General features: G+C 32.6%; 16 protein-coding genes. 8 read left to right on the top strand and 8 right to left on the bottom strand.

From position 1 onward, the window contains the following. Positions 1-128: 128 nt before the first annotated feature. Entirely contained in the window at positions 129-1,955 is a 1,827-nt protein-coding gene (locus tag ABD715_RS09165; RefSeq protein ID WP_344787876.1) for a tetratricopeptide repeat protein, read from the top strand. A 146-nt stretch (positions 1,956-2,101) separates the two neighbouring features. Here ABD715_RS09165 and ABD715_RS09160 read toward each other — a convergent pair whose 3' ends face one another. From ABD715_RS09160 to ABD715_RS09130, 7 genes are all read right to left on the bottom strand, one after another. Next, a complete protein-coding gene (locus tag ABD715_RS09160; RefSeq protein WP_344787875.1) occupies positions 2,102-3,031 on the bottom strand; it encodes a BT_3987 domain-containing protein in 930 nt (309 codons plus the stop codon). 35 nt (positions 3,032-3,066) lie between these two features. Then, complete coding sequence (locus ABD715_RS09155) at positions 3,067-4,815, bottom strand: RagB/SusD family nutrient uptake outer membrane protein (protein WP_344787874.1); 1,749 nt, start codon at positions 4,813-4,815, stop codon at positions 3,067-3,069. 84 nt (positions 4,816-4,899) lie between these two features. Next, positions 4,900-7,689 carry a SusC/RagA family TonB-linked outer membrane protein gene (locus ABD715_RS09150; protein WP_344787873.1) on the bottom strand — a complete coding sequence of 930 codons (2,790 nt, stop codon included), beginning with the start codon at positions 7,687-7,689 and terminating at the stop codon, positions 4,900-4,902. A 16-nt stretch (positions 7,690-7,705) separates the two neighbouring features. Further along, complete coding sequence (locus tag ABD715_RS09145; RefSeq protein WP_344787872.1) at positions 7,706-9,556, bottom strand: RagB/SusD family nutrient uptake outer membrane protein; 1,851 nt, start codon at positions 9,554-9,556, stop codon at positions 7,706-7,708. A gap of 27 nt (positions 9,557-9,583) precedes the next feature. Further along, the gene (locus ABD715_RS09140) at positions 9,584-12,943 is read right to left on the bottom strand and encodes a TonB-dependent receptor (RefSeq protein WP_344787870.1); all 3,360 of its coding nucleotides are present in this window, start codon (positions 12,941-12,943) and stop codon (positions 9,584-9,586) included. A 216-nt stretch (positions 12,944-13,159) separates the two neighbouring features. Next, a complete protein-coding gene (locus tag ABD715_RS09135) occupies positions 13,160-14,302 on the bottom strand; it encodes a FecR family protein (RefSeq protein WP_344787869.1) in 1,143 nt (380 codons plus the stop codon). 43 nt (positions 14,303-14,345) lie between these two features. Beyond that, complete coding sequence (locus tag ABD715_RS09130) at positions 14,346-14,951, bottom strand: RNA polymerase sigma-70 factor (RefSeq protein ID WP_344787868.1); 606 nt, start codon at positions 14,949-14,951, stop codon at positions 14,346-14,348. Positions 14,952-15,408: 457 nt separating this feature from the next. On the opposite strand from ABD715_RS09130, the gene ABD715_RS09125 reads away from it, so the two are divergent. The 7 genes from ABD715_RS09125 (at position 15,409) to ABD715_RS09095 (ending at position 23,268) form a co-directional block, all read left to right on the top strand. Continuing rightward, positions 15,409-16,716: a sugar MFS transporter gene (locus tag ABD715_RS09125; RefSeq protein ID WP_344787867.1), complete on the top strand. Its 1,308-nt coding sequence runs from the start codon at positions 15,409-15,411 to the stop codon at positions 16,714-16,716. A gap of 106 nt (positions 16,717-16,822) precedes the next feature. Further along, positions 16,823-18,280 (top strand): oligosaccharide flippase family protein, encoded by a 1,458-nt coding sequence (locus tag ABD715_RS09120; protein ID WP_344787866.1) that lies wholly within the window; start codon positions 16,823-16,825, stop codon positions 18,278-18,280. 1 nt (position 18,281) lies between these two features. Then, positions 18,282-18,716 (top strand): dUTP diphosphatase, encoded by a 435-nt coding sequence (gene dut / locus ABD715_RS09115; protein WP_344787865.1) that lies wholly within the window; start codon positions 18,282-18,284, stop codon positions 18,714-18,716. Between the two features lie 46 nt (positions 18,717-18,762). Further along, positions 18,763-19,782 carry a sugar phosphate nucleotidyltransferase gene (locus ABD715_RS09110; protein ID WP_344787864.1) on the top strand — a complete coding sequence of 340 codons (1,020 nt, stop codon included), beginning with the start codon at positions 18,763-18,765 and terminating at the stop codon, positions 19,780-19,782. A 93-nt stretch (positions 19,783-19,875) separates the two neighbouring features. After that, the gene (locus ABD715_RS09105; protein WP_344787863.1) at positions 19,876-21,237 is read left to right on the top strand and encodes a tetratricopeptide repeat protein; all 1,362 of its coding nucleotides are present in this window, start codon (positions 19,876-19,878) and stop codon (positions 21,235-21,237) included. A gap of 16 nt (positions 21,238-21,253) precedes the next feature. Beyond that, complete coding sequence (gene lolB1 / locus ABD715_RS09100; RefSeq protein WP_344787862.1) at positions 21,254-22,033, top strand: lipoprotein insertase outer membrane protein LolB1; 780 nt, start codon at positions 21,254-21,256, stop codon at positions 22,031-22,033. Next, positions 22,033-23,268, top strand: a complete 1,236-nt coding sequence (locus ABD715_RS09095; RefSeq protein ID WP_344787861.1) for a murein hydrolase activator EnvC family protein — start codon at positions 22,033-22,035, stop codon at positions 23,266-23,268. Before lolB1 ends, ABD715_RS09095 begins: the two co-directional genes overlap by 1 nt. A gap of 51 nt (positions 23,269-23,319) precedes the next feature. On the opposite strand, the gene ABD715_RS09090 is transcribed toward ABD715_RS09095, so the two are convergent. Further along, positions 23,320-23,829 (bottom strand): acyl-CoA thioesterase, encoded by a 510-nt coding sequence (locus ABD715_RS09090; protein WP_344787904.1) that lies wholly within the window; start codon positions 23,827-23,829, stop codon positions 23,320-23,322. Positions 23,830-23,832: the final 3 nt, after the last annotated feature.

Raw genomic sequence — 23,832 nt, 5'->3', positions numbered from 1 at the left:
AAAAATGATTTCACTAAAATACATAAAACTAAAAAAAATAAGAGTCTATTTTCTTTAGTTTTATCAAAGGTCGTCTAGCTTTTTGCTATTTTAGTAAAATCTATTTTTAGTATTTAAATTGAATTGGAATGAACAAAAAAAGTAAGCTTTTTAGTATCTCGATTATTGTTGTTTTAGGTTTTGTTTTGTTTTATTTCGGAATTAAAATTTATAGTGATAATCAATACGCTGATAAGCTTCCTAACATTCCAGATTTAGAAGGAGCTTCTCTATCTTTTAAAAACTATTTAATTGATGCTAATACAAAGGTTAAAAACAAACCTTCTTCTAATAATTTAGGTGAGTTAGGTATGGTGTATCAGTCTAATAATTATTTTAAAGAAGCAGAAACATGCTATTTGTTGGCTATAGAACGAGAACCAGAAAATTGGAAATGGAATTATTATTTAGGCTGTTTAAAGCGTGAGCTAGGCGACTCTGAAAAAGCAATAAGGTATTTTAATACTGTTTTAAAAATTAACTCAACAGCTTATATGGCTAGTTATTATTTAGGAGAAGCTTATAGCCAAATGGGTTTAATAACTAAAGCAGAAGGCATTTTAAAAAGACTATCTGCAATGGATAAAGCGCATTTTGTTTTAAAAAATAGTAAAAGAACCTCTTATTTTTCTTTACCAATTTATGCGCATTTAGAATGGGCTAAAATTAATAGTACAACACATAACAAGGATTTGGCCGAAAAGCAATTAAAAACATTAATAAATAAGCAAGTTACATTTAGTCCAGCATACAAGCAATTAAGTATTATTTATGCAGAAAAAGGCGATACTGTTTTAAGTAAATATTACAGAGACAGGTCTAAAGATTTAAACATTTATAGCTCGCCAGTAGATACTTTATTGGATAAGCTTAGTTTCTACTCTAAGTCTGAAACTTATTTATTAAAACAAATAGAAGATGCAAGGCGAAGCAGTAATTCTCTTTGGGCGTTAGAGTTAGTTACTTTAGGTTTAAAAAATATACCAGAGAGTAAGTATATAACTTCGAAAGCGATTAAGCAATTTATAGATATGAATGCTGTTAAGCGCGCGCTTCCTTTGTTGCCTAATCATATTATTGCGTTTAGCGATAATTATCAAGAATTAATAGAGGTTGGTATGGGGTTAGCGAACTCTAAGCAATTTAAAGAAGCACAAGCCTATTTTATGGCTGCCGAAAATGTTAGTGGAGAAAAACCAGAAACAAGGTCTACATTGGCAGGTATGTATTATGAAAAATTAGGTATGAAGGATAAGGCAATTGCTTTTATAAATCAACTTTTAAAGGAAAACCCTAATAATACATCTGTAATTAGTGATGCTGTATTTTTGTTTCTTAGCATAGAAGATATAAAGCAAGCAAAACAATATTTAACGCAGCTAAAGAAAATTGATTCGACACATTTAGATATACATGTTTTAGAAGGTATTATTTGTATGATTACAGGTAATGAAACTCAATCTATAAAGCACTTTGAGTTGGCTTTTAAGGTAAACCCAGAAAAGAAGTTTGTAATTGATTATTTAGAAACGTACTATCAAAAAAATAAAATGTGGTCAAATTTATTGGGCTTATACCAATCTGCATTAAAAAAGTTTCCTAACGACTCTAATATTCAAGAAGCTTATGGATCTTTAATGATTAATTGTCCAGACGAAACAATAAGAGATTTAAATCAAGCAAAGGAGTTTAGCGAAAGAGCTTTTATAAATAATAAATATACATTACAAACACGTGTTATGGCTGGGCGATCTTTATCGATAGCTCATTTTAAATTAAAGAACTACGGGAGAGCGGTTTATTATATTCATGAAACAATTGATATAGCAAAACGAGCTCGTTTTACTAAAGATTATATAGCAAGCTTGGAACAAATTTCTAGTGATTTTCAAGAACTAATAAATTTCAATAAATAATATATAGACTTAAATATAAAGCATAAAAAAAGGACCCTAAAATATGAGTTTAGGGTCCATCTACTAACTACTAACTAAAATAACGAGTCTTCAATAAGATTGTGCAAATCTTATATTAGAAATCAATTACTTTTTCTTAAATATTTTTATTGCCATTCTTCTAATACTAGCTCTGTATTTCTATAAATTAGCTCTTCGGTTACTGCATGCATTGCGCCATCGGCATCGGTATAGTTATACTCTATAGTAAAGTTTCTTGTTGCTGGGTCGTAAGATCCAGTACCGTTAATATTTGTAAAACCATTGTTGTCATCAGCAAAAACAGTTACGGTATTATCGTCATTAATTTCTAAAGCAATATCAAAATTAGCTCTACTTGCAATATTATCAGTGTCTGTTCCTATAAAACCAGTAACACCATCGTAAGAGCCTAATAAACTGTTTTTATTAGTTGTATTAAATAAAATATCTGAGTTAGAAACAACATCATCATATTGATATGTTAGTCTTTCGCTTTCTATAGGTGCGTTAGCCCCATCTAATTTATTGTCAATACCCTTTGTGTAATACCAACCGTGATATTTGTTAAAGTATTTAATTACAATAACTGAATAGTGCTTGTTTGCTAAAATAGAGTCTAACGATGTGTCTGTAATTTCTACAGGAAGTGCATAGGTGTTCTCGACAGCTAATGGATCGTTTAAAAATAATTCTTTGTTTAACGTTACTGTTACTTGCCCTTTAAAATGTCCGCTTGGAATTTCTATATTATTACTCTCTAAAGAATAATAGTTATCTGGAAGTTTAGTAAACTGAGAAAAATTATCAGCATTTAAAAACGAATCTTGAATTTGAAAAGCAACCTCTTCTTTAATGTCGTTAGAGTATTTTCCTCCTAAAACGGTACCAATTTCAAAAGTCATATCCTTTCCTTCTTCATCTACCAAAGTACGTAATGGAAATTGACGTGCAAAGTATGTTGTTGTATACTGATAATCTTCCTTATAATCATCGTAGCATCCTTGTAAAAGAAACAAAGAGCTGATAAACATAAGTATTGCTGTTTTTTTAATCATAATATTAAATTTTCAAATTATACTTTTTTACTTAATTACCATCCTTGGTTTTGGGTAATGTTTTCTGTTTTTAATAACTCGTTAAACGGAAGAGGACCATAGTCCATATAGTCTTTATAACTAGGAGTAACAATGTCTTTTCGTGTATAATTGAATGTGCCATCTCCATTATTGGTAATGGTTACTCCTGTAATGGTTTGGTTTAAATTATCGTTCCATCGGCGTAAATCGAAAAACCTGTGGCCTTCAAAGCAAAGTTCTATACGTCGTTCGTTTTTAATTAAATCGCGCATAGCCTCTTTTGTTGTAATTGATGCTAAATAAGGGTCAGCAGCATCTATTCCAGCTCTTCTTCTTACTTCTGCAATGGCATTTCTAGCCGATATTCCAAAAGTAGTATCGTCTGGTCCATTAGCTTCGTTAGCAGCTTCTGCAAAGTTTAAGAAAATTTCAACCTTACGAAATAAAGCATTATAATGAGTATCGTTTACATTGTTACCGTCTACTAAATTAGCTTTAGAGCTCATCCATTTACGTAAATAATATCCTGTTCGTGTCGAGTTTTCTACGGTTACGCCTGCAGCTCCAACCATATTGTTTCCTCCTTCAAAAGTTTCTACGGTTTGACCTTTAAAAGTTTGGTTGTTATAAATAACGGTCATTTCAAAACGAGGATCACGGTTTTGATACATATTATTTTCATCGTATCCACTTGCTGCATCGGTAATAGGGTAACCGTTTGCCATAGGAAAGGCATCTACTAAATTTTGAGATGGATTACATTTTCCGTCTCCAATAAGACCAACACCAGGAGGAAAATTACTTCTTTCTAATCCATTTTCGCCATTTTGGTTACCAGTAACACGACGCATAATTAATTCGTCGTTTTGGTCGTTGTTATAAAAACTGGCAGATATGTTATTTACATTATAAATATTAGGTAATGTGTTACCAATAACATCTAAAACCTCGCTTGCTGCTTGTGCTGCTTCTGTATAGGTTGATGTGCCAAAAGATGGGCTTGCTGCGTATAGTAATACTCTAGATTTTAGAGCTTGGCATGCAACTGTTGTTGGTCTACCTAGGTTTGTTGTATTAAAATCTTCTCCTATGTCTTGCCCTAAATCATCTTTATCTCTATATTCTTCAGGTAAATTTGCAGATAGAGCAATATCTAAATCTTCAATAATTAAATCGACGCATTCTTTATAAGTGTTTCTTGTTAAGCTAAGGTCGTCTGGGTTGTTAATATCTAGAGAAGCAGTCATTAACGGAATTCCCATTAACTCTCCGTTTTCATCAACACCTCCATAACGTCGTAGTAAATCGAAATGTATAAAAGCTCTTAAAAAATAGGCTTCACCTTTTAAACGTTGTCTGTAGGCTTCGTCTCTTTCTAGGTTAGATTTGTAGTATAATAATGTACCATCTAGTCCAACTTCAATAAATTTATTAATGTTTTTTAAATCATCATATCTAGATTGCCAGTTATTAATAGGGTTGCTTACTGCTGTCCAATACCCATCAATTTCAACCATTTTATTCATGATTCCGGTAAGGTTATTAGATAGTGCATTATCTGTAGCGTTGTCTAAAAAATCGCCCCCATAAGTATTGTAAGATGCAGGTATAGCTCTATAGGCATAGGTAATTAGGCCTCTAACATAATTAGGGTTTGCAAAAAATTGATCTTCTGTTCTTTCGTTAGTTAGTTTTGGTTCGAAGTAATCGTCGCACGAAGAAAGCATCAATAAAACGCCTAAGGCTAATAATATATTTCTCATTTTATATTTTTTTATGAAAACTCTTGCAGATACGTGGCTTGAGTTTTCGTGTCTATTTAACTTTTGCATAATTTTAACTTTTAATTAATAAGTTAATTTTAAACCTAATGACACCGTTGTAAACATTGGGTAATTGGTTATTCCAGAACTAATGCTTTCTGGATTTACATCTTTAATTTTAGAGATTGTAAATAGATCGTTTCCTCTTACAAATATTTTAAACCTATCGGCAGCAAATTTTTTGCATATACGATCTGAGAACGAGTAACTTAATTCTGCAGTTCTTAGTTTAAAATAGTCTCCGTCTACTAGCCAATACGACGAACCTCTATAGCTATGAGACTGCGATAAAGATGTTAAACGTGGTGATGTGGCTCCTGCAACCGATCCTGGTACAGCAGACCCTAAGGCTTGTACAGAGTATTTATTTTCTCCAACATTCCAGTAGTAAGAGTTACTTAGCATTTGATCTCTGCCCGATGTGCCTTGTCCAAGTAAATAAAGCTCTACACCATGATACTCTAAGTTTAGGTTTAAAGAATAATTAACTCGGGCAAATGCATTACCAATTACTTTTCTGTCAAACTGATCTATAATATTATCTCCTTTGTCGTTTGTAATATCTTCTAGTTTGACATCTCCAGGAATAATATTACCGTATGATGATGTTACACCATGATTAGCAATATCTGCATCATCTTGATATAAACCATTTGCTTGCCAACCCCAAATAGCATCTGTTACTTGGCCTGTTCTGTTTAAGTGTGCATACTCGTTAATTTCGTCGAATACTTCATGAACAGCTTTAGAGTAAATAACATTGGTTCCTACCGAGTATTTGAAATCTCCAATTTTGTCTGAGTATCTTATAGATAAATCGACACCTTTGTTAGATATTTCATTAAAGTTTCCTACAGGTTTTAAATTTCCGGTATAGTCTGGTAAAGCATTATTAAGTACTACAGGAATATTAGTTCTTAATTCGTTAAAGTAATTAACTTCTAAGTCTACTTTATTATTAAATAAACTGGCTTCTAGACCTATGTTGTATTCTTCCGATTCTTCGAAGGTTAGGTTTGGGTTTCCTATTTGTCCCGCTCTCCATCCATACTCAATACTTGAATTTTTAGGTCCGGTTCTTAGGTTTCCATTTGCTACATAAAAATCTCTATAAAGTAGGTAGTCAAAAGACCTATCGTACCCCATAACTCCGTAAGAGCCTTTTAGTTTTAAATAATTAACGGTCTTGCTGTCTTTTAAGAAATCTTCGTTAGAAATAATCCAACCAAAACCACCAGCACCGTAAAGCCCCCAACGGTTATCTTTGGTAAATTTATCAGATCCCATGTAAGAAGAAGTTCCTTCTATTGTGTACTTATTGTTAAAAGTATAATTTGCTCGTAAGCCAATGTTTATATTTTTATCATCTTGTTGTGTGCTAGGTCCTGCAAGAGAAGATTTTCTTGTTAAAGTTTGGTTTACCCCAACTAAATTAATTAGTAAATCGTTTTTACCCCAAGATTTTTCGTAATCAATATTAGCTACTACACCTAGGTTTTGGTATACATTGTCGCCTTTTCTACTTTCTTTATCGTCTAGTACATCTGTGCCAACTCTTGTAGTTTGTGTTAAATCTGTAGGGTCGTCAAAACGTATTCTAGAATAGTCTAGAGATTTTCCTAAGCCAATGGCGTTATATACATCGAAAGTAACATATGCGCCAGCAGTTAAGCCTTTTACATGTTTGTTTAAATCGAAATTTAAACCTAGGTTGGTTTGGCCATAATAAACCTTATTGTTAACATACCCCGACCTAGCTAATTCTCCAACAAGGTTTGTGCCTACTCTTGCTCCGTATCCTAAATTGTCTGTATCTCCAACTTCTCCAGCCCATAAAGGGTAATCGTTTGGTCGGTGAGAAGATAATGAGTTAAAAAACTCTGCATTTGTAATATCTGCTCGGTCCCAAACATCCATTCTACCCGCAATATCTAAGAACATAGATACGGTATTGTTTACTTTATAGTCTAAGTTGGCTCTAATATTAAAACGGTTAAATTTTTGATTTTTTCCTAAATTTTCTAGTCCGTTTTCACCAATATACCCAAGATTTAAAAAGTATTGAGTTTTATCATCGCCTCCAATAAGCTGTGCATTAATTCTTTGAAATGATGTGCTCTTTTTTAAGAATTCATCATAAAAGTCGACATCTGGATATAATACAGAGGGATTGTTTGCATAATTATTTATATCCTCGTTGGTGTAAACAGGATCTAAACCATCATTTATTCTTGCTTGATTGTATAAATTGGCATATTGTGAAGAGTTTAAATACTCTGGTAATCTAGTAGCGGTTTTAATACCGTATTCTTGAAAGAATGTAAACTTGCTTTTAGAATTAGTTCCTCTTTTAGTTGTAAGCATAATAACTCCGTTAGCTGCTTTACTACCATAAAGCATTTTTGCAGTTACATCTTTAAGTATTTGAATGCTTTCTACCTCGTCTAAAGATATACTTGATAAAGCTCTATTTGCTATACCATCAATAACAATTAATGGTTGGTCGCTACTACCACCTCTAGAAAGACCTCTAATTTTTAGCCAAGTATTGTCTAGCCCCGGAGATCCATTTCCTTCTCCAACAATTAAACCAGCAGCTTGACCAGCAAGTACAGATTCTACATTATAGTCTGACGTGTGCATTAAATCTTCTCCTTTAATAACATCTACAGCGCCAACAAGCTTATTTTTGCTTATTTCTCCAAAGGGAAGCGGTATTTTATCTTCTAATTGCACTTTTATTGTATCTTTTTTCTGCTGTGCAGAAACAACACCCACTATGGCTGTTAAAAAAAATAATATATAGTATTTCATGTTTTTTAAATTTTGTTTACCATCCTGGGTTTTGTTCAAACTTCGACATAATGTCCATTACTTTAGAAGGGAATGGATACCAATAGTGCTTGTCTTCGAAAACACGAATAGCGCCTAACATTGGTTTTTTGTCGTAAACAGTTTGGCCTCCTACATCTTTAATGTCTGCTCCATAAATGGTGCCTTCGCCTAAAACTTCTTTAGATAATTTCCAGCGTCTTAAATCGTGCCAACGGTGAAACTCGAAATAAAGTTCTACAGCTCTTTCGTTATAAATACGTTTTCTAAAGGTGTCTTTATCTGTGGTATATTTTGCTAAAACATTAGGCATGTTGGCTCTGTTTCTAACTATGTTTATGGCTTGTACAGCAGTTAAAGAGCTTCCTGGAGCTACGCCATTTGGCCCGTAAGCTTCATTTACAGCTTCAGCATAATCTAGATATAATTGTGGGACTCTAATGTGTGGAAAAGAACGGTACCAACCCTTAGATCGGTTCCATTTATCGCAACCTGGCCAATTGTATTTGCCTTTATGGTAATATCCTGTAAAAATTTTCTTTTTATTTGTTTCAAATTTATAATGCCATCCGTTAGGTTTTGCATTAAGTATTCTAATGTTTTTGTTGCCCGGATTTGGTAAGCCTTCGTACATATCGTCACCTTGTACAGAAATTAGAGTTCTAAAACGTGGATCTCTATTTTCATAGGGGTTTGCAGGGTCGAAACTTCCGCTTGATATAGCTTCTGGATCGTTAACATCATAACCGTCTGCAGTTTCAAACCAATCTACTGCATTTTGAGTAGGTTGCGATTCTGCTAACCAACCACCAGCATATTGTGGTAAAAACCAACCCTGTCCAGCTCTTCCACTTCCATTAGGGTCTGTGTGTCTAGATTGAGGAGCTTGGATTATAGCTTCTTTTGGGAATCCAGAATCTCTACTATACCAATTGTCTGTGTAGTTTTCCATAGAAAACATTTCGTGCCCGCTTGCTGGTAAGCCATTTATAGCTTCTGCTCCTGCTTTTGCAGCTTTTTCGGCGTAGGTTTTGTTGTATGTTCTTGAATTAGATCCGTATGGGTTTAAATCTGGATTCATTAGTGGGCTTGCTGCGTATAATAAAACCATGGCTTTTAATGCTCTTGCAGATGTTTTGGTAGATCTTCCTTTGTTTTGATCGTTCCATTGTTCTGGTAAAAGCTGTATAGCTTTGTCTAAATCGGCTACCAAAGAGTCTGTAGATTGTAAATAAGTTGGTCTAACTTCGTCAAAATCTTGAGTTGTAGAATAGGTTTTACTCATAATTGGAAAACCGCCATATCTTCTAATGATTTGAAAATAATGAAACCCTTTTAAGAAATAACTTTGTCCTATTAATTGGTCTTTTAATTCTTGTTCAGTATAACCTAACTCTGTTGGGTACTCTTTTAGGTTTTCAATGTTTTCTAGTACTGTATTTACAGACCTAATGGCTAAAAAAGCTTTTGATACTGGTTCTGTTTGGTGGTCGTTACCATGATATTCGGCTCCAGCGCTTTCAAATTGCATACCTCCTAATTCTCTTGCTCCAGAATTCATCCAAACTCCAGAGTTGTATACGTAGTGTTGAGGGAATTTTGAGTGGGATACTTGACCTTCGTCAGACATAACACCTATTTCGCTAGACCAATCTGTATCAGAGTATACGTAGTTTTGAATTAAATAATTGGCTCTATCAACCACCCCACGAGTAGAGAAATAATCTGTAAAAACTTCTTCTTCGCTAATCCCTAATTCTGGGCTAACATCTAAATACTCTTCACAAGAGACTATAGTTGTAGTAGCTGCTATAAATAATAGTAGTACTTTGTTAATATATGTTTTCATGTTATTTATATTTTAATTATTAAACCTTTAAAATGAGGCTCTCACTCCTAAATTATATCTTTTTGTAATTGGATATACTTGTAGGTTTCTTTGTTCTGGATCAAATTCATCTGGTAAATCAGACCAAGTAAACAGGTTGTTTCCGTTGGCATATACTTCAAAAGAGTCAAATAAGCCAATAGCTTCATTAAGCTTCTTGCCAAATTTATACTTTACTTCCATGGTTCTTAATCTTAAGAAGCTACTAGACCTAACAGAGTAAGTACTACGTTGTTTGTCGTGGTTGTTAGATACCGCTCTTAATGCGGGGTGTACAGCGTCTGTGTTTTCTGGTGTCCAAGCATCAAGCTGTTCGTTGTTTAATAGCTGCCATTGTGTTGTTCCTGCAGAGGTGTATTCCCATAGGTAGTTGTCTGCAAGGAATTTAGACATGTCAAACATACCATTAAACATAGCGTGCATAGAAAAGTTTTTATAAGAAAAACCAGTGCTAAAAGCGTATGTTTTAGAGGCATATGTTGGGTTTTTGATTGGTACTTTATCAAAATCGTTTAAAATACCGTCACCATTATAATCTACAAAATCCATGGTTCCAGGTATAAGGTTGCCATCCCAGGCAGATACAGTACTATTGTATACTTCGTCCCAAGATTGGTGTAAACCATGTGCTATTAATCCGTTTTGCCAGCCAATAGGTTTGCCTGCATTTTGTCTGTATGGCTCTGTAGATGGCGGGTCGTCTCTTTCTATTACTCGACTTTCGCTTAAAGAGATATTGGCTCTAACAAAATAATCGATGTTTTTTCCAATTTTGTCGTTCCATTTAAGTTCTATATCTACACCATGATTTTTAGTTTCTCCTATATTGGCACGAGGCGATTGGTTACCATACCAAGGAGCTACAGTAAGACGTTGCATAATGATATCTTTTCTTTGCTCATCAAAGAACTCAATAGTTCCTCTAAGATGGCTGTCAAATAAACCAAACTCAATACCTAAATCTTGTTTTATGGCTGTTTCCCATGTGTTATTTGGTACAGCAGGAGTTCCTTCTCTATAAATACCATAATTACCACCGCCATAATTAATTAATGGGTCTCCGTAATAAAAAGCATTACTTCTTGATTCGTAAGTAGATTGATAAAGAAAACGATCATTTCCAATACCCCCGTCAGACCCAACTTCTCCATATGAGTATCTAAATTTTAAGAAGTTTAAAACACCATCGGTATTAAAAAAGTTTTCTTTAGACACTACCCAACCTATAGCCCCAGCAGGAAAAAAACCATAGCGCAGGCCAGGAGCCCAGTTTTCGTTTCCGTTATAAGCGCCATTAAACTCTGCTAGGTATTTAGATTTGTAGGCATATGTTGCTCTACCAACCCAACTTTCTTCAAAACGAGGGAAATTAGTGCCACTTTGCGCTTTTCTTCTACTTACAAGTGCCATTAAACCAACATCGTGATTTTCTGCAAAAGTTTTATTGTAATTTAATCGCCCTTCGTAGTATAAGCTACTGCTAGAACCAGAAATGTTTTCTGCGCTAACTCTTAATGGTTCTGCTACAGCATCTGGATCGCCTTCTTGAATAAACCCTGTTTTTTCAGGATTTGGGTAGTAGTATAATAAGTTTCTTCTAATATTGCTGTTGTAGCCCTGGCTGTAATTATAAGACAGTTTACCGCTAATTTTTAAGTTTTTGGTTAAATCTTGTATAATTTGAAAATCGGTGTACATAGTACTTGTTCTTCTTTTCCATTGGCCTTCTTGCTCCATTCTGTAAAAATTTGGATTTACTACTGCACCTTGTTCTGTACCTAAGTAAGTTACGCCATCTACATTTACATATGGCGCAGTTCCTATTAAAGGGGTTTGCCATATACGAGTAAAACTATCTCCTCCACCAGAAGCTATACCAGATTTAGTACCTTGAGTAATTACGTTTCCATTCCAGTTTTTAAAGTTTCCAGAAAGTCCTAGTTTAACTTTTGTTGTTTTACTAAAATTAAAGTCTAAATTTGTTCTCCAAGTATATTTTTTTTGATATGTACGCGGATCGAAATCTTTTTGTTCTTCTAAATCAAAAATATCGCCATCGTGTTGGTAACCTAATGATGTAAAATAAGTTACAAAATTATTTCCTCCAGATACATTTAGGTTGTATTGAGATGCGGTTCCTGTTTTTAATAATTCGTTAATCCAAGTTGTATAAGAGTAATAATTTCTATCTCTATTTGGATCTCTCCACGTGTCAATAACACTTTGTGGGGTTAAATCGTTGTAAAGTCTGTCATTCATCAATGCAACATTATTATATTCTAATGTTGTTGCGTAATCTTTATAGTAATCTGTATTCATAGTTGGTTCTTTTAATCCCCAGCTTGATGTAAAGTTTACTCTTGTTTCTCCTTTTTTACCACGTTTAGTTGTAACAACTACAACACCATTTGCTGCTTTTACCCCAAATACTGCAGTGGCAGAAGCATCTTTTAATACAGAGATAGATTCAATTTCGTTTGGATCTAAATCATCAAAACTTCTTTCTACACCATCAACAACATATAATGGGTTGTTTCCTGTCCAGGTAGATTGACCTCTAATTAATATTGAAGAAGCTGTAGATCCAGGTTGACCTGCAGCTTGCATGGTAGAAACACCTGGCATAATACCAGTAAGTGCTTCAGATACTGTAGCAACATTACCTGTGCGTAGTAGTTCTTCTCCTTTTGCTTGAGTAATAGAACCTACTACAGATTCTTTCTTTTGACTACCAAATCCAACAACAACAACTTCGTCTAGTTGTGCTAAATCTTCTTTTAAAGTAGCGTTTAATTTAGCTTGTCCGTTAACAGGGATGTTTTGCGTTACATAGCCTAAGTAAGATATTTCTAGTATGGCATTTTTACTAGCTACTTTAATGGAGTAATTACCATCAAAATCGGCAGTAGCACCATTTACAGAACCTTTCTCTATAATATTTGCTCCCGGTAAAGGCATGCCTGTTTCGTCTACAATTGTTCCAGACACTATAAGTTTTGTTTGTGAAACTACTTGTGGTTTTTTAGTTGTTTTTGGTTTAGTTTTTAAATTAGGTTTTAAAACAATTTGATTTTTAGATACTTTGTACTTTAAGTTGGCATCTTTAAATAATTGATTTAGCACCTCAGAAAGTGGCTTTTTATTAGCTTGTACACTAACTTGTTTTTTGTAGTTTACATCATTGTCTTTGTAAACAAATTTGTAATCAGTTAAAGTTTCAATTTTATTAAACACTTTTTCTAGACTTACGTTTTGTAGGTTGATAGTAACCTTTACGTCTTGACTGTAAGTTGGGTTTGCATGAATTTGAAACAGGGAAACAATTAAAAAGAGTGTGGTTAGTTTCATTTTTAAATCGTAGTGTAACAGAAAGGGAATCTTTTCCCTTCGAATAACATGGTTTTTCATTACTTTTATAGTTCTTTACGTTGATTAAATAATTTAATCACGCCTTAAATCGGGAAATGTTCCAGCATTTTCCGGTTTTTTTGTTTTTTGAATACAAAATGACGAGATTTAGTTTAGTTTGGATCGTTTTTTTATGTCATATTTTTATTTAAAAGGTTAGTTTAAAGTTATGTTAGTCTTGTCTATGGTATATTGAATACCGTAATTTTCGTGAAAGGTTTTAAGTATTTGTTCTAACGGAACATTATCAAAACTGGCAGTAAATAATACATTGTTTAATTCTAAATTGTTATTGGTTATAACAACATTAAATTGCCTTTCTAATTTCTTAATTATGTTTTTAAAGGGTTCATGCTTAAAGCTTAATGTTCCGTTTATCCATGAAGTATAAAGAGATACATCTACGTTTTCTATAATTAAATTATTGGCTTTTCTGTTTGCTAAAGCAAGTTGGCCAGGTTTTAATAAAGTTGAATTGTCTTTATTATAATCGTCTTCTTTATGAAGCCTTACAGAGCCTTCTACTAGAACGGTTTTTGTGGTTAGTTCTTCTGGGTAAGATGATACATTAAATGTGGTACCTAAAACTCTAACATTAATATCGTTTGTGTTAACAATAAATGGATGGTTTGTATCTTTTGCAACTTCAAAAAGAGCTTCTCCTGTTAAAAAGACTTCTCTGTTGTCTCCTTTAATAAATTTTACAGGATATTTAAGTGTTGTTCCTGCGTTTAGGTATACATGTGTATTGTCAGACAGTACAACATCAAAACGTTTACCGTTTGGTACTGTTAATGTGTTGAATGCTAGTTTATCTGAGCTTGTGCTGTTTTGGTATTTTAGAGTGTTTCCTTTTTGTAAACCAATAGTGTTTCCGTTTAAGTCTACTACCTCTGTTTCTCCGTTCTCTTTAATTATTTTAGTGTTACCATTTTCTAGTTGTAGTGTAATTACATTTTTAGGAATGATAACTTCCTTTTTTGTACTAACATTTGTTTTATAGAAATAAGCACTACCTAAAAGAATAGTAATTATAGCAGCAGATTTAAGAGGTAAAATCCATTTAGTTTTTTTTTCTTTTTTAAAGCTGTCAGATATTTTTTTCTTATACCATTTTAAGGGAGCTTCATTATTTTTTAACTCACTTGTTTTGTTAAAAGAAGAAAGAATGTGTTGTGTTTTTAAAAAGTTGAATGTTTTGGTGTTTTCTGGAGAGGCAATAATCCATGTTTCCACCTCCTTAATTTCTTTTAAGGATGCTGTGCTGTTTAAATATTTAAGGATTTTGTAAGTCTCCATAGTATCTGTTATACTATATAGACGACTCAAAATATGTTTGTACCTAAAAAAAAGTTAAAAAAAATGTAATTGTAGGTGTAATATACTCTTTTAAATGTAGCTTCATGTGTTGTAACGCGTTGTAAATGTGGTTGTCAACGGTTTTTTTAGAGATTTTTAAATTTTCTGCAATTTCAGCATGCTTCATGCCTTCAAATCTACTTTTTATAAAAATATTTTGGCATTTTTTAGGTAGCCTTTCAATAGCTTCAAGTATTTTTTGCTCTAATTCCTTTTCTAATAGAGACGATGAGGTTTCGTCTTTTATAAACTGATATTGAATGGCTATTTTTTCTTCGTAGTAGTTTTTAGAGAAAGAGTTTTTTATTTTTAAATGTTTTAAATGATCCAGGCATGCATGCTTGGTCATGGTATATAAATAATTGTTAATGTTATTTATTTTTTCTAAGTTCCTTTTTTGCTCCCAAACCTTTAAGAATACATTTTGAACAATGCCTTCTGCGTCTTGTGTGCTATCTAAATAACCCTTTGCAATATGGTACAACTTATCATAATACAAACGAAAAAGAGTTTCGTAGGCCACAGTATCGCCCTTCCTTAAAAGAGGAATTAGTGAGTTTGGTTCTATGTTTTTATTAAAAATCTTCAAATCTTAAAAAATTATTTATTAGACGTCGGTTTCGTTAATCAATAATTTTTTTCAGAGATTTTTTAAGAAAATAATAAAATAGGTGCGTGCTTCTAGAGTAGAAGTGAAAGATTTATTTGTCATTTATTTAGTTAGTTGGATAACAAACTTCTGTTTTTTAAATATAAAAAGCAAAAACAAATGTCTAAATAACAGCAACAAATGATTTTTAATGAAGTTATGTTGCTTGTAATTTGCTGATTATTAATAATTTGATTCTTTTTATGTGGGCGGGTTACATGGTTGGTGAAGAATAAAGTATCTTTTAGGTCTTTTTAAAGAAGCAAATAATAATCGATTTTATTGATAGTTAATGTTTATATCATTAAAATTGTTAAATCTTAACAAGTTTTTTTATAAAGCAAGTTATTTTACTTTTTTAAAAATGCTTTAAATAAACACATCTAAAACTTAAATAATGGCTTCAAAAAATAAAACATTTATTCCAATATTAATTATAGCTGGTTTATTTTTCATTTTCGGATTTGTAACTTGGATTAACGGAGCATTAATTCCATTTATGAAAACCATTAACGAATTAACCGAAACGCAGTCTTACTTAGTAGCATCTGCATCCTATATTTCGTTTGTTGTTATGGCTTTGCCAGCATCTTCAATAATTAATAAAATTGGTTATAAAAAAGGAATGTCTTTAGGGTTAATTATAATGGGAATAGGTGCTTTGGTTTTTATTCCTGCTGCAAATGCAAGAACTTATTGGATGTTTTTAACCGCTATTTTTATTCAAGGTGCGGGCATGACTTTGTTACAAACAGCATCAAATCCTTATATTACTATTTTAGGTCCAATAGAAAGTGCAGCAAAACGTATTGCAATTATGGGAATTGCAAATAAAATTGCGGGAGCCTTAGGGTCTGTAATATTTGGTGCACTTTTATTAACAGGAATAGACGAAATTAAAGAAAAACTAGCGGTGATAGATGCTGCAGAAAAATCAAGTTTATTAAACACAATGGCAGATAGTGTGGTGTCTCCATATATTATTATGGCCATAGTTTTGTTTACTTTAGGTATTTTAATTAGAAAAGCACCTTTGCCAAATGTAGAAGCACAACCTATTGAGGCCTCGGTTTCTGGAGGCAAGGCAAAGTCTAGTGTTTTTCAATTTCCACATTTGTGGCTAGGTGTATTAGCGTTGTTTGTTTATGTGGGTGTAGAGGTTGTTGCTGGAGATACCATTATAGCTTATGGTATTTCTTTAGATATTCCAGCAGATCAGGCTAAGTTTTTTACATTATTTACCTTAATGGCTATGGTAGTTACTTACGCTCTAGGTGTATTTTTAATTCCTAAGTACATTAGTCAGGCATTTGCTTTAAAAGCAAGCGCTATATTAGGTGTGGTATTGTCGTTTTGTATAGTTTTTACTAACGGATTTACATCTGTATTATTTGTAGCTGCATTAGGTATAGCTAATGCTTTGGTTTGGCCTGCGGTTTGGCCTTTAGCCTTAACAGGTTTAGGTGAGTTTACTAAAACAGCATCGGCATTATTAATTATGGCTATTTCTGGTGGTGCTATCATTCCGCCTTTGTATGGCGCTATAGTAGATAACAAAAAAGAACAATTAACAGCCGATGGTATAAATGAGGTTACTGCAATGGCCGAAGCTGCTTCTTTTGGATATTGGATTCTGTTACCTTGCTACATTATTATTTTATATTATGCCTTTTGGGGCCATAAAATTGGATTAAAACAAAGCTAAAAGTTAAGTAGCTATTTTGCTACATGGTTGTAGTATAGTTTGCAATAATATATCTTTGGTTTGCGTTAGCTAAAAACGTATTTTTACCCATATAAATATCCTATAATTGGGCGGATTCAAAACATTATTTAAGCAAACATTTATTTATGGATTAGCTACCGTTCTGCCTAGAATGTTAAGCTTTATTCTAGTACCTTTATATACAAGTCCAGAGGTGCTTACAGTTGCAGAATATGGTGTTGTATCTTTTGTTTTTGCCTATTTTGTTCTGTTTAATGTTGTTTTAGCTTATGGAATGGAAACAGCATTTTTTAGATTTTTTAATAAAGAAGAAAATCAAGCGAGTGTTATAAGCACCTCTTCATTATCTTTAATAATAAGTTCTTTAGCTTTATTAGGAGTTGCTTTTCTTTTCCGAAACCAAATATCAGAATTAATAAATGTAGAATTAAATTATTTAAACTTCGTTTTTATTATTCTCTTATTAGATGCTTTGGTTATTATTCCTTTTGCATGGTTAAGAGCGGTGTCTAAACCAATGAAATATGCTGTTCTAAAAATTTTAAATGTAGCTATTAACTTAAGCTTAAATGTTTTTTTCTTGCTGTATTTAAAAGATTTTGCAGCAAATAATTCTTTTTTTGAGGGTATTTATAAATTAGATTTTAATATAAGTTATATTTTAATTTCTAATGTAATAGCAAGTGGATTTACATTACTTTTATTATTACCATTTTACACAAAAATTAAATTTCAGTTAGATGTTGTTTTATGGAGAAAAATGATGAAATATGCCATGCCTGTATTAATTGCAGGTATTGCTTTTTCTATAAACGAAACTTTTGATAGAATTCTTTTAAAAGAATTGTTGCCTGCTAATATTGCAGATAATCAAATAGGAATGTATTCTGCATGTTATAAGTTAGCGTTGTTTATGACGCTTTTTGCTACAGCATTTCGTTTAGGTATAGAGCCTTATTTTTTTAGTCACTCTAAAACAAAGAATCCTCAAAAAAACTATGCCTTAATTTTAGAATTTTTTATTGCCTTTGGTTCTATAATTCTTTTAACGGTTGTTGTTTTTGCAGATATTTTAAAACCATTTATTATTAGGAGTGAAGCGTATTATGAAGCTATGTGGATTGTTCCTTTTATACTTATGGCTAATTTTTGTTTAGGTATTTATCACAACCTTTCTGTTTGGTATAAAATTACAGATAGAACAAAGTTTGGAGCTTATATTTCAATATTTGGAGCTCTAATAACATTAGTTGTAAACTTTGCGTTAATTCCTGTTATTGGTTATAAAGGTTCTGCTATTGCAACACTTTTGGCATATGCAACCATGATGTTATTATCGTACTATTTTGGAAGAAAATATTATCCTATACCTTATAATTTAAAAAAAATAGGAACATACTTCGTGTTATCAATAATATTATCAGCATTATCATTTTATAAATTTAGAGAAAATTATATTGTTGGAATTTCTATGTTAATTGTATTTTTGGGAGTTGTATATATGTTTGAAAAAAAACAAATTAAACAGATTTTAAAAAAATAAAATGAATATCAAAATAATAAATAAATCCAATCACAATTTACCAAGCTACGAAACCATAGCTTCGGCAGGAATGGATTTACGAGCAAATATCTCAGAATCAATCACTTTAAAACCATTAGAGCGTACTATAGTAAAAACAGGTTTGTTTATAGAATTACCAATAGGAACAGAGGCTCAAGTACGTCCGCGTAGTGGTTTGGCAGCAAAAAAGGGAATTACCGTATTAAATGCTCCAGGCACTGTAGATGCAGATTATAGAGGAGAAATAGGTGTTATTTTAGTAAACCTATCTAACCAAGATTTTATTATAGAAAATGGAGAGCGTGTAGCGCAATTAGTAATTGCAAAACACGAACGTGCAGAGTGGGAAGAAGTAGAAGTGTTATCTAGTACAGACCGAGGCGAAGGTGGTTTTGGTAGTACAGGAACTAAATAAAATTAGAAGTAAATAGCTATTAAATAATAAAAAAATCAATTAAAAAATGAAAATTATTGTACCAATGGCAGGGCGTGGTTCTCGCTTACGCCCACACAGTTTAACAGTGCCAAAACCTTTAATTCCTGTAGCAGGACAACCAATTGTGCACCGTTTAGTAAAAGATATTGCTAAAGTTTTAAAACAGCCTATAGAAGAAATTGCTTTTGTTTTAGGCGATCCGGCTTGGTTTGGAGACGATGTAGTCAATAGTTTAAAAGATTTAGCTACAGAGCTTGGAGCCAAAGCATCTATATACCGCCAAGATAAACCCTTAGGTACCGGTCATGCTATTATGTGCGCAGAACCTTCTTTATCTGGACCTGCGGTTATAGCTTACGCAGATACTTTAATTAGAGCAGAATTTGATTTAGATCCTACTGCAGATAGCGTAATTTGGACTAAACAAGTTGAAAACCCTGAAGCTTATGGTGTAGTTAAATTGAACGATAACCAAGAGATTGTAGAACTTGTTGAAAAGCCAGAAACTTTTGTTAGCGATCAAGCTGTAATTGGTATATACTACTTTAAAGATGTTGCGGTTTTAAAAGGAAAACTACAAGAAATTCTTGACGAAAACGTTATGAATGGTGGCGAATACCAAATTAACGATGGTATTAAACGTATGATGGCAGACGGAAAAGTGTTTAAAACCGGTACTGTTGACGAGTGGATGGATTGTGGTAACAAAACCATTACCATAGAAACCAACCAGCGTATGTTAGGCTTTTTAAAGGCCGATGGCGAAGAACAACTTGTAGCATCAACTGTAAAATTAGAAAACTCAACAATTATAGAGCCTTGCTTTATTGGAGAGCATGTGGTGCTTAAAAATACAACAGTAGGTCCTTTTGTGTCAATTGGTAAAGATTCTGTTGTAGAAAATTCTACTATTAAAAATAGTTTAATACAAACCAACGTATCAATTAAAAATGCTAATTTAGATAATGCCATGATTGGCAATCATGCTAAATATAATGGCGAATTTACAAGCGTTAGTATAGGCGATTATTCTATACTTGAGTAAAATATATTAACTAATCAAGTTAAGTTTGGAATGCTATTTGAAACCTATTGGTTATTTAAAATAATGCATAAAACTTAAAACATAAGATTAATTATGAAAAATAAAATCTACTTATTCATTTTTGTTTTCGCAATGTTATGCATTCCGCAGGTAAATTATGGACAAGTAGATTTTAATAAATTACCAACAGACGATTTAGGTAATTTTGAAGACGAATTTCAAGAGTTGTTTTACGAAGCCTTAAAACAAAAGGGAATAGAGAATTATGGCAGATCTGTCGAAGCGCTTTTAAAATGTATCGAATTAGATAAATCTGTACCTGTTCTATATTTCGAATTAGGTAAAAATTATAGTAAGCTTAAAAATTTCGGGGCAGCAGAAGACGCTTTTAAAGAGGCTGTTAGTAAAGATTCTGATAACGAGTGGTTTTTAGATGCGCTTTACGAGTTTTATGTACAACAAAAGGATCAAGACAAAGCAATTAAAACGGTTAAGAAATTAGTAGAATTTCATCCAGACTATAAAGAAGATTTAGCCATGTTATATTTTAAAACAAAAAAATATAACGATGCCTTAAAACTTTTAGACGAGTTAGATGCAGAGTTAGGCGTGTCTTATGCTAGAGATGCTACTCGAAATAGAATTTACAATGTTACCGGACGAAAAAAAGATCAAATAAAAAATCTTGAAGATCGATTGGATAATAATCCAGAAAAAGAGTCTAATTATTTAGCGCTAATATTTCGATATAGCGAGAATAATCAAAAAAAGGAAGCTTTCGAAACTGCTAAGAAGTTGCTAGATGTTAATCCAAATTCGCAAATTGTACATCTGGCTTTGTATAAATTTTATTTAGATGATAATAATGCCGAAAAAGCTATCGAGTCTATGAAAATTGTTGTTAAAAGCAGCAAAATAAAACCTGAAGCTAAACAAAAGGTTTTAACAGATTTTGTACAATTTGTAAAAGACAACCCTAAATATGAGCCAGATTTAGTTGAAGCCACAACTATGGTTAGCAATGTTAATAACGGTAAAACACTGTTAGAGCTTGGGCAGTATTACTATAAAAAAGATAAAAAAGAGAAAGCATTAAAGTATTTTGAAGATGCAGCAAAACTAGAAAGCGAAAACTACACTATTATTAAATACATTTTACTGCTTCATATCGATTTAGAGCATTATGCTATAGCAGAGAAAAAGAGTAACGAGGCACTTGGTAAATATCCATCGCAACCCTTGTGTTATTTGGTAAATGGCGTAGCCTTAAATCAATTAAATAAAGCAAAAGAAGCTGTAAGTGTTTTAGAGTCTGGCTTAGATTGGATTTTAGACGATACCAAAATGGAAATAGATTTTTACAAGCAGCTAAGTAAAGCTTATGCTCTTTTAAACAATACAGCAAAAGCAAAAACGTTTAGTGAAAAAGCAAAAAAGCTAGAGTCTCTAAATTAATAAAATAAAACCCTATATGTTTTCGAAAAATAATCACTATTTATATGCACTTATTTTAATTACTTTTTTATTTGTTTCTGGCTGTAAATCATCAAAAACAATAAATGAAGGCGAAGCAAATTTAGGTTTATCTGCAAAGCAGTTAATTAAAGAAAATAGTAAGCTATCACCAAAATTTAAAACGTTACAAGCAAAATTAAGAATTACATATTCCGAAGGTAAAAAAGAGCAAACACATACTGTGTCCTTCAGAATGAAAAAAGATGAGGTGCTTTGGATGAGCGCTCCGTTTTCGGTAATTAGAGCAAAAATAACACCAGATAACGTGGCATTTTATAATAAATTAGATAACACTTACTTTGAAGGTGATTATAAGTATTTAAGTGATTTGTTAGGAACTGAATTAGATTTTCAAAAAGTTCAGAATTTATTGTTAGGCGAGGCTTTATTTAATTTAAAAGATGAGAATTATAAATTGTCAATGCACGAAAACGATTATGTTTTGCAGCCTAAAAAGCAACGAGAATTATTCGAAATATTTTTTCTTTTAAATCCTGCACATTATAAAATAAGTTCGCAGCAATTATCTCAAATTAAAGAATTAAGACATTTGCAAATAGATTATAAAGCTTATCAAGAAGTTAGCGGGCAAAAAATACCAGAGTTAATAAAGGTTTTAGCAGTAGAGGGAAACGATGAAACCACAATAGGTTTACAATTTAAATCGGTAACATTAAATAACGAGTTAAGATTTCCATTTAACATACCTTCGGGCTTTGATAAAATTAAACTTTAGTGATTAAAAACAATAACATACTCCAGTTATCTGCACTAATTATATTTTTATTATTTAGTGGTATTGCTATATCTCAAAATCAAAAACAAAAGGCTTTAGAAACCAGACGACAAGAGCTACGCCGAGAAATTCAGAAAATTACAGAATTACGCTCCCAAGGAAAAAGCAAAGAGCGATCGGAGTTATCTTTAATAGAAGATTTTAATTATAAAATAGGTGTGTTAAGTAATTTGGTTAAGGTAACTAACCAACAAGCAAACTTGTTAACTAGAGAGATTAATGCTAACCAAAAACAAATTACAGTTTTACGAGACGAGCTAAAACAGTTAAAAGAAGATTATGCAGCTATGATTGTAAAGTCTTATAAAAGTAAAAACGAACAAAGCCGAATTATGTTTTTGCTATCGTCTGATGGTTTTAAACAGGCTTATAAGCGCTTGCAGTATTTAAAACAATACTCAGACCATCAAAAGGAACAAGGCGAAACTATAAAGGCTAAAACAGTAGAATTACAAGCTGTTAATACAAACCTTTTAAAACAAAAAGAGAATAAAGAAAAACTTATAGCAGAAAATAAAGAGGTACAAAAATCGCTAGAAAAAGAGCGCGCACAGCATAACGATTTGATGAAATCTATACAGAAAAATTTAAATTTATATGCAACGCAAATAAAACAGAAGCAGCGCGAAGCAGCTAAAATTGATAGGCAAATAGATGCTATTATTAAGGCAGCTATTGCAGCTTCAAGAAAAAAAGCAGGAACACCAAAAACAGTAAGTAAATCTAGCTTTTCTTTAACAGCCGAAGAGAAAGTATTAGCTTCTAATTTTATATCTAATAAAGGTAAATTACCTTGGCCTGTAGAAAAAGGTTTGGTAAAGGTACGTTTTGGCGATCAGCCTTCTCCAATAGACAGGTCTATAATTATTAATAGTAAAGGTGTACGTATTGCCACCGAAAAGGGAGCGGAGGCTAGAGCTGTTTTTAATGGCGAGGTAAGCGAAATAGTTAGAATTAAAAATGCCAATATTATTGTTATGGTGCGCCACGGTAATTACATTACCGCTTATGCTAACTTAGCCAAGGTCTTTGTTAAAAAAGGAGATAAGGTAAGTACAAAGCAAGCTCTTGGCGAGGTGTACACTAGTCATTTAAATGGCGATACCATTTTAAGGTTTACAGTTTATAAAGATTCTCAACCTCAAAATCCAGCATCATGGATCTATAAAATGTAAAATTCCTGCATTTGCAGGAATCTTAATTTTTATATTTACTTATTATTCTGTCTACTCAAAAAAAGCTTTAAGCTCTGTTGCTTCATTTGGTTTCATTTTGCCAGACAACAATAAGGTTAATTGTTTGCGTCTTAAAGCAGCATCATAGCGTTCTTTTTCTAGTTTGGTTTCTGGTTGTATTTCTGGCACAGCTATAGGTCTGCCTGTTTCGTCTACAGCAACAAAAGTGTAAATACCTTCGTTTGCTTTTGCTTTATCGCCAGATTCGCGATCTTCAATCCAAACATCAATAAATACCTCCATAGAAGTTTTAAAAGCTCGAGATACTTTTGCCTCTACAGTTACAACACTGCCTAAAGGCACAGCACGACTAAAGGCAACATGGTTTACAGAGGCTGTAACTACAATACGACGCGAATGGCGTCTGGCTGCAATACTTGCTGCGCGATCCATTCTGGCTAGTAATTCGCCACCAAATAAATTATTTAAAGGGTTGGTTTCACCTGGTAAAACCATATCTGTAAGAACCGTTCTAGATTGTTCGGGTGTTTTTGCTTGCATCAC

Source organism: Postechiella marina (genome assembly GCF_039538365.1).
Classification (GTDB): Bacteria; Bacteroidota; Bacteroidia; order Flavobacteriales; family Flavobacteriaceae; genus Postechiella; species Postechiella marina.
This window is presented reverse-complemented; position numbering and strand designations above follow the sequence as displayed.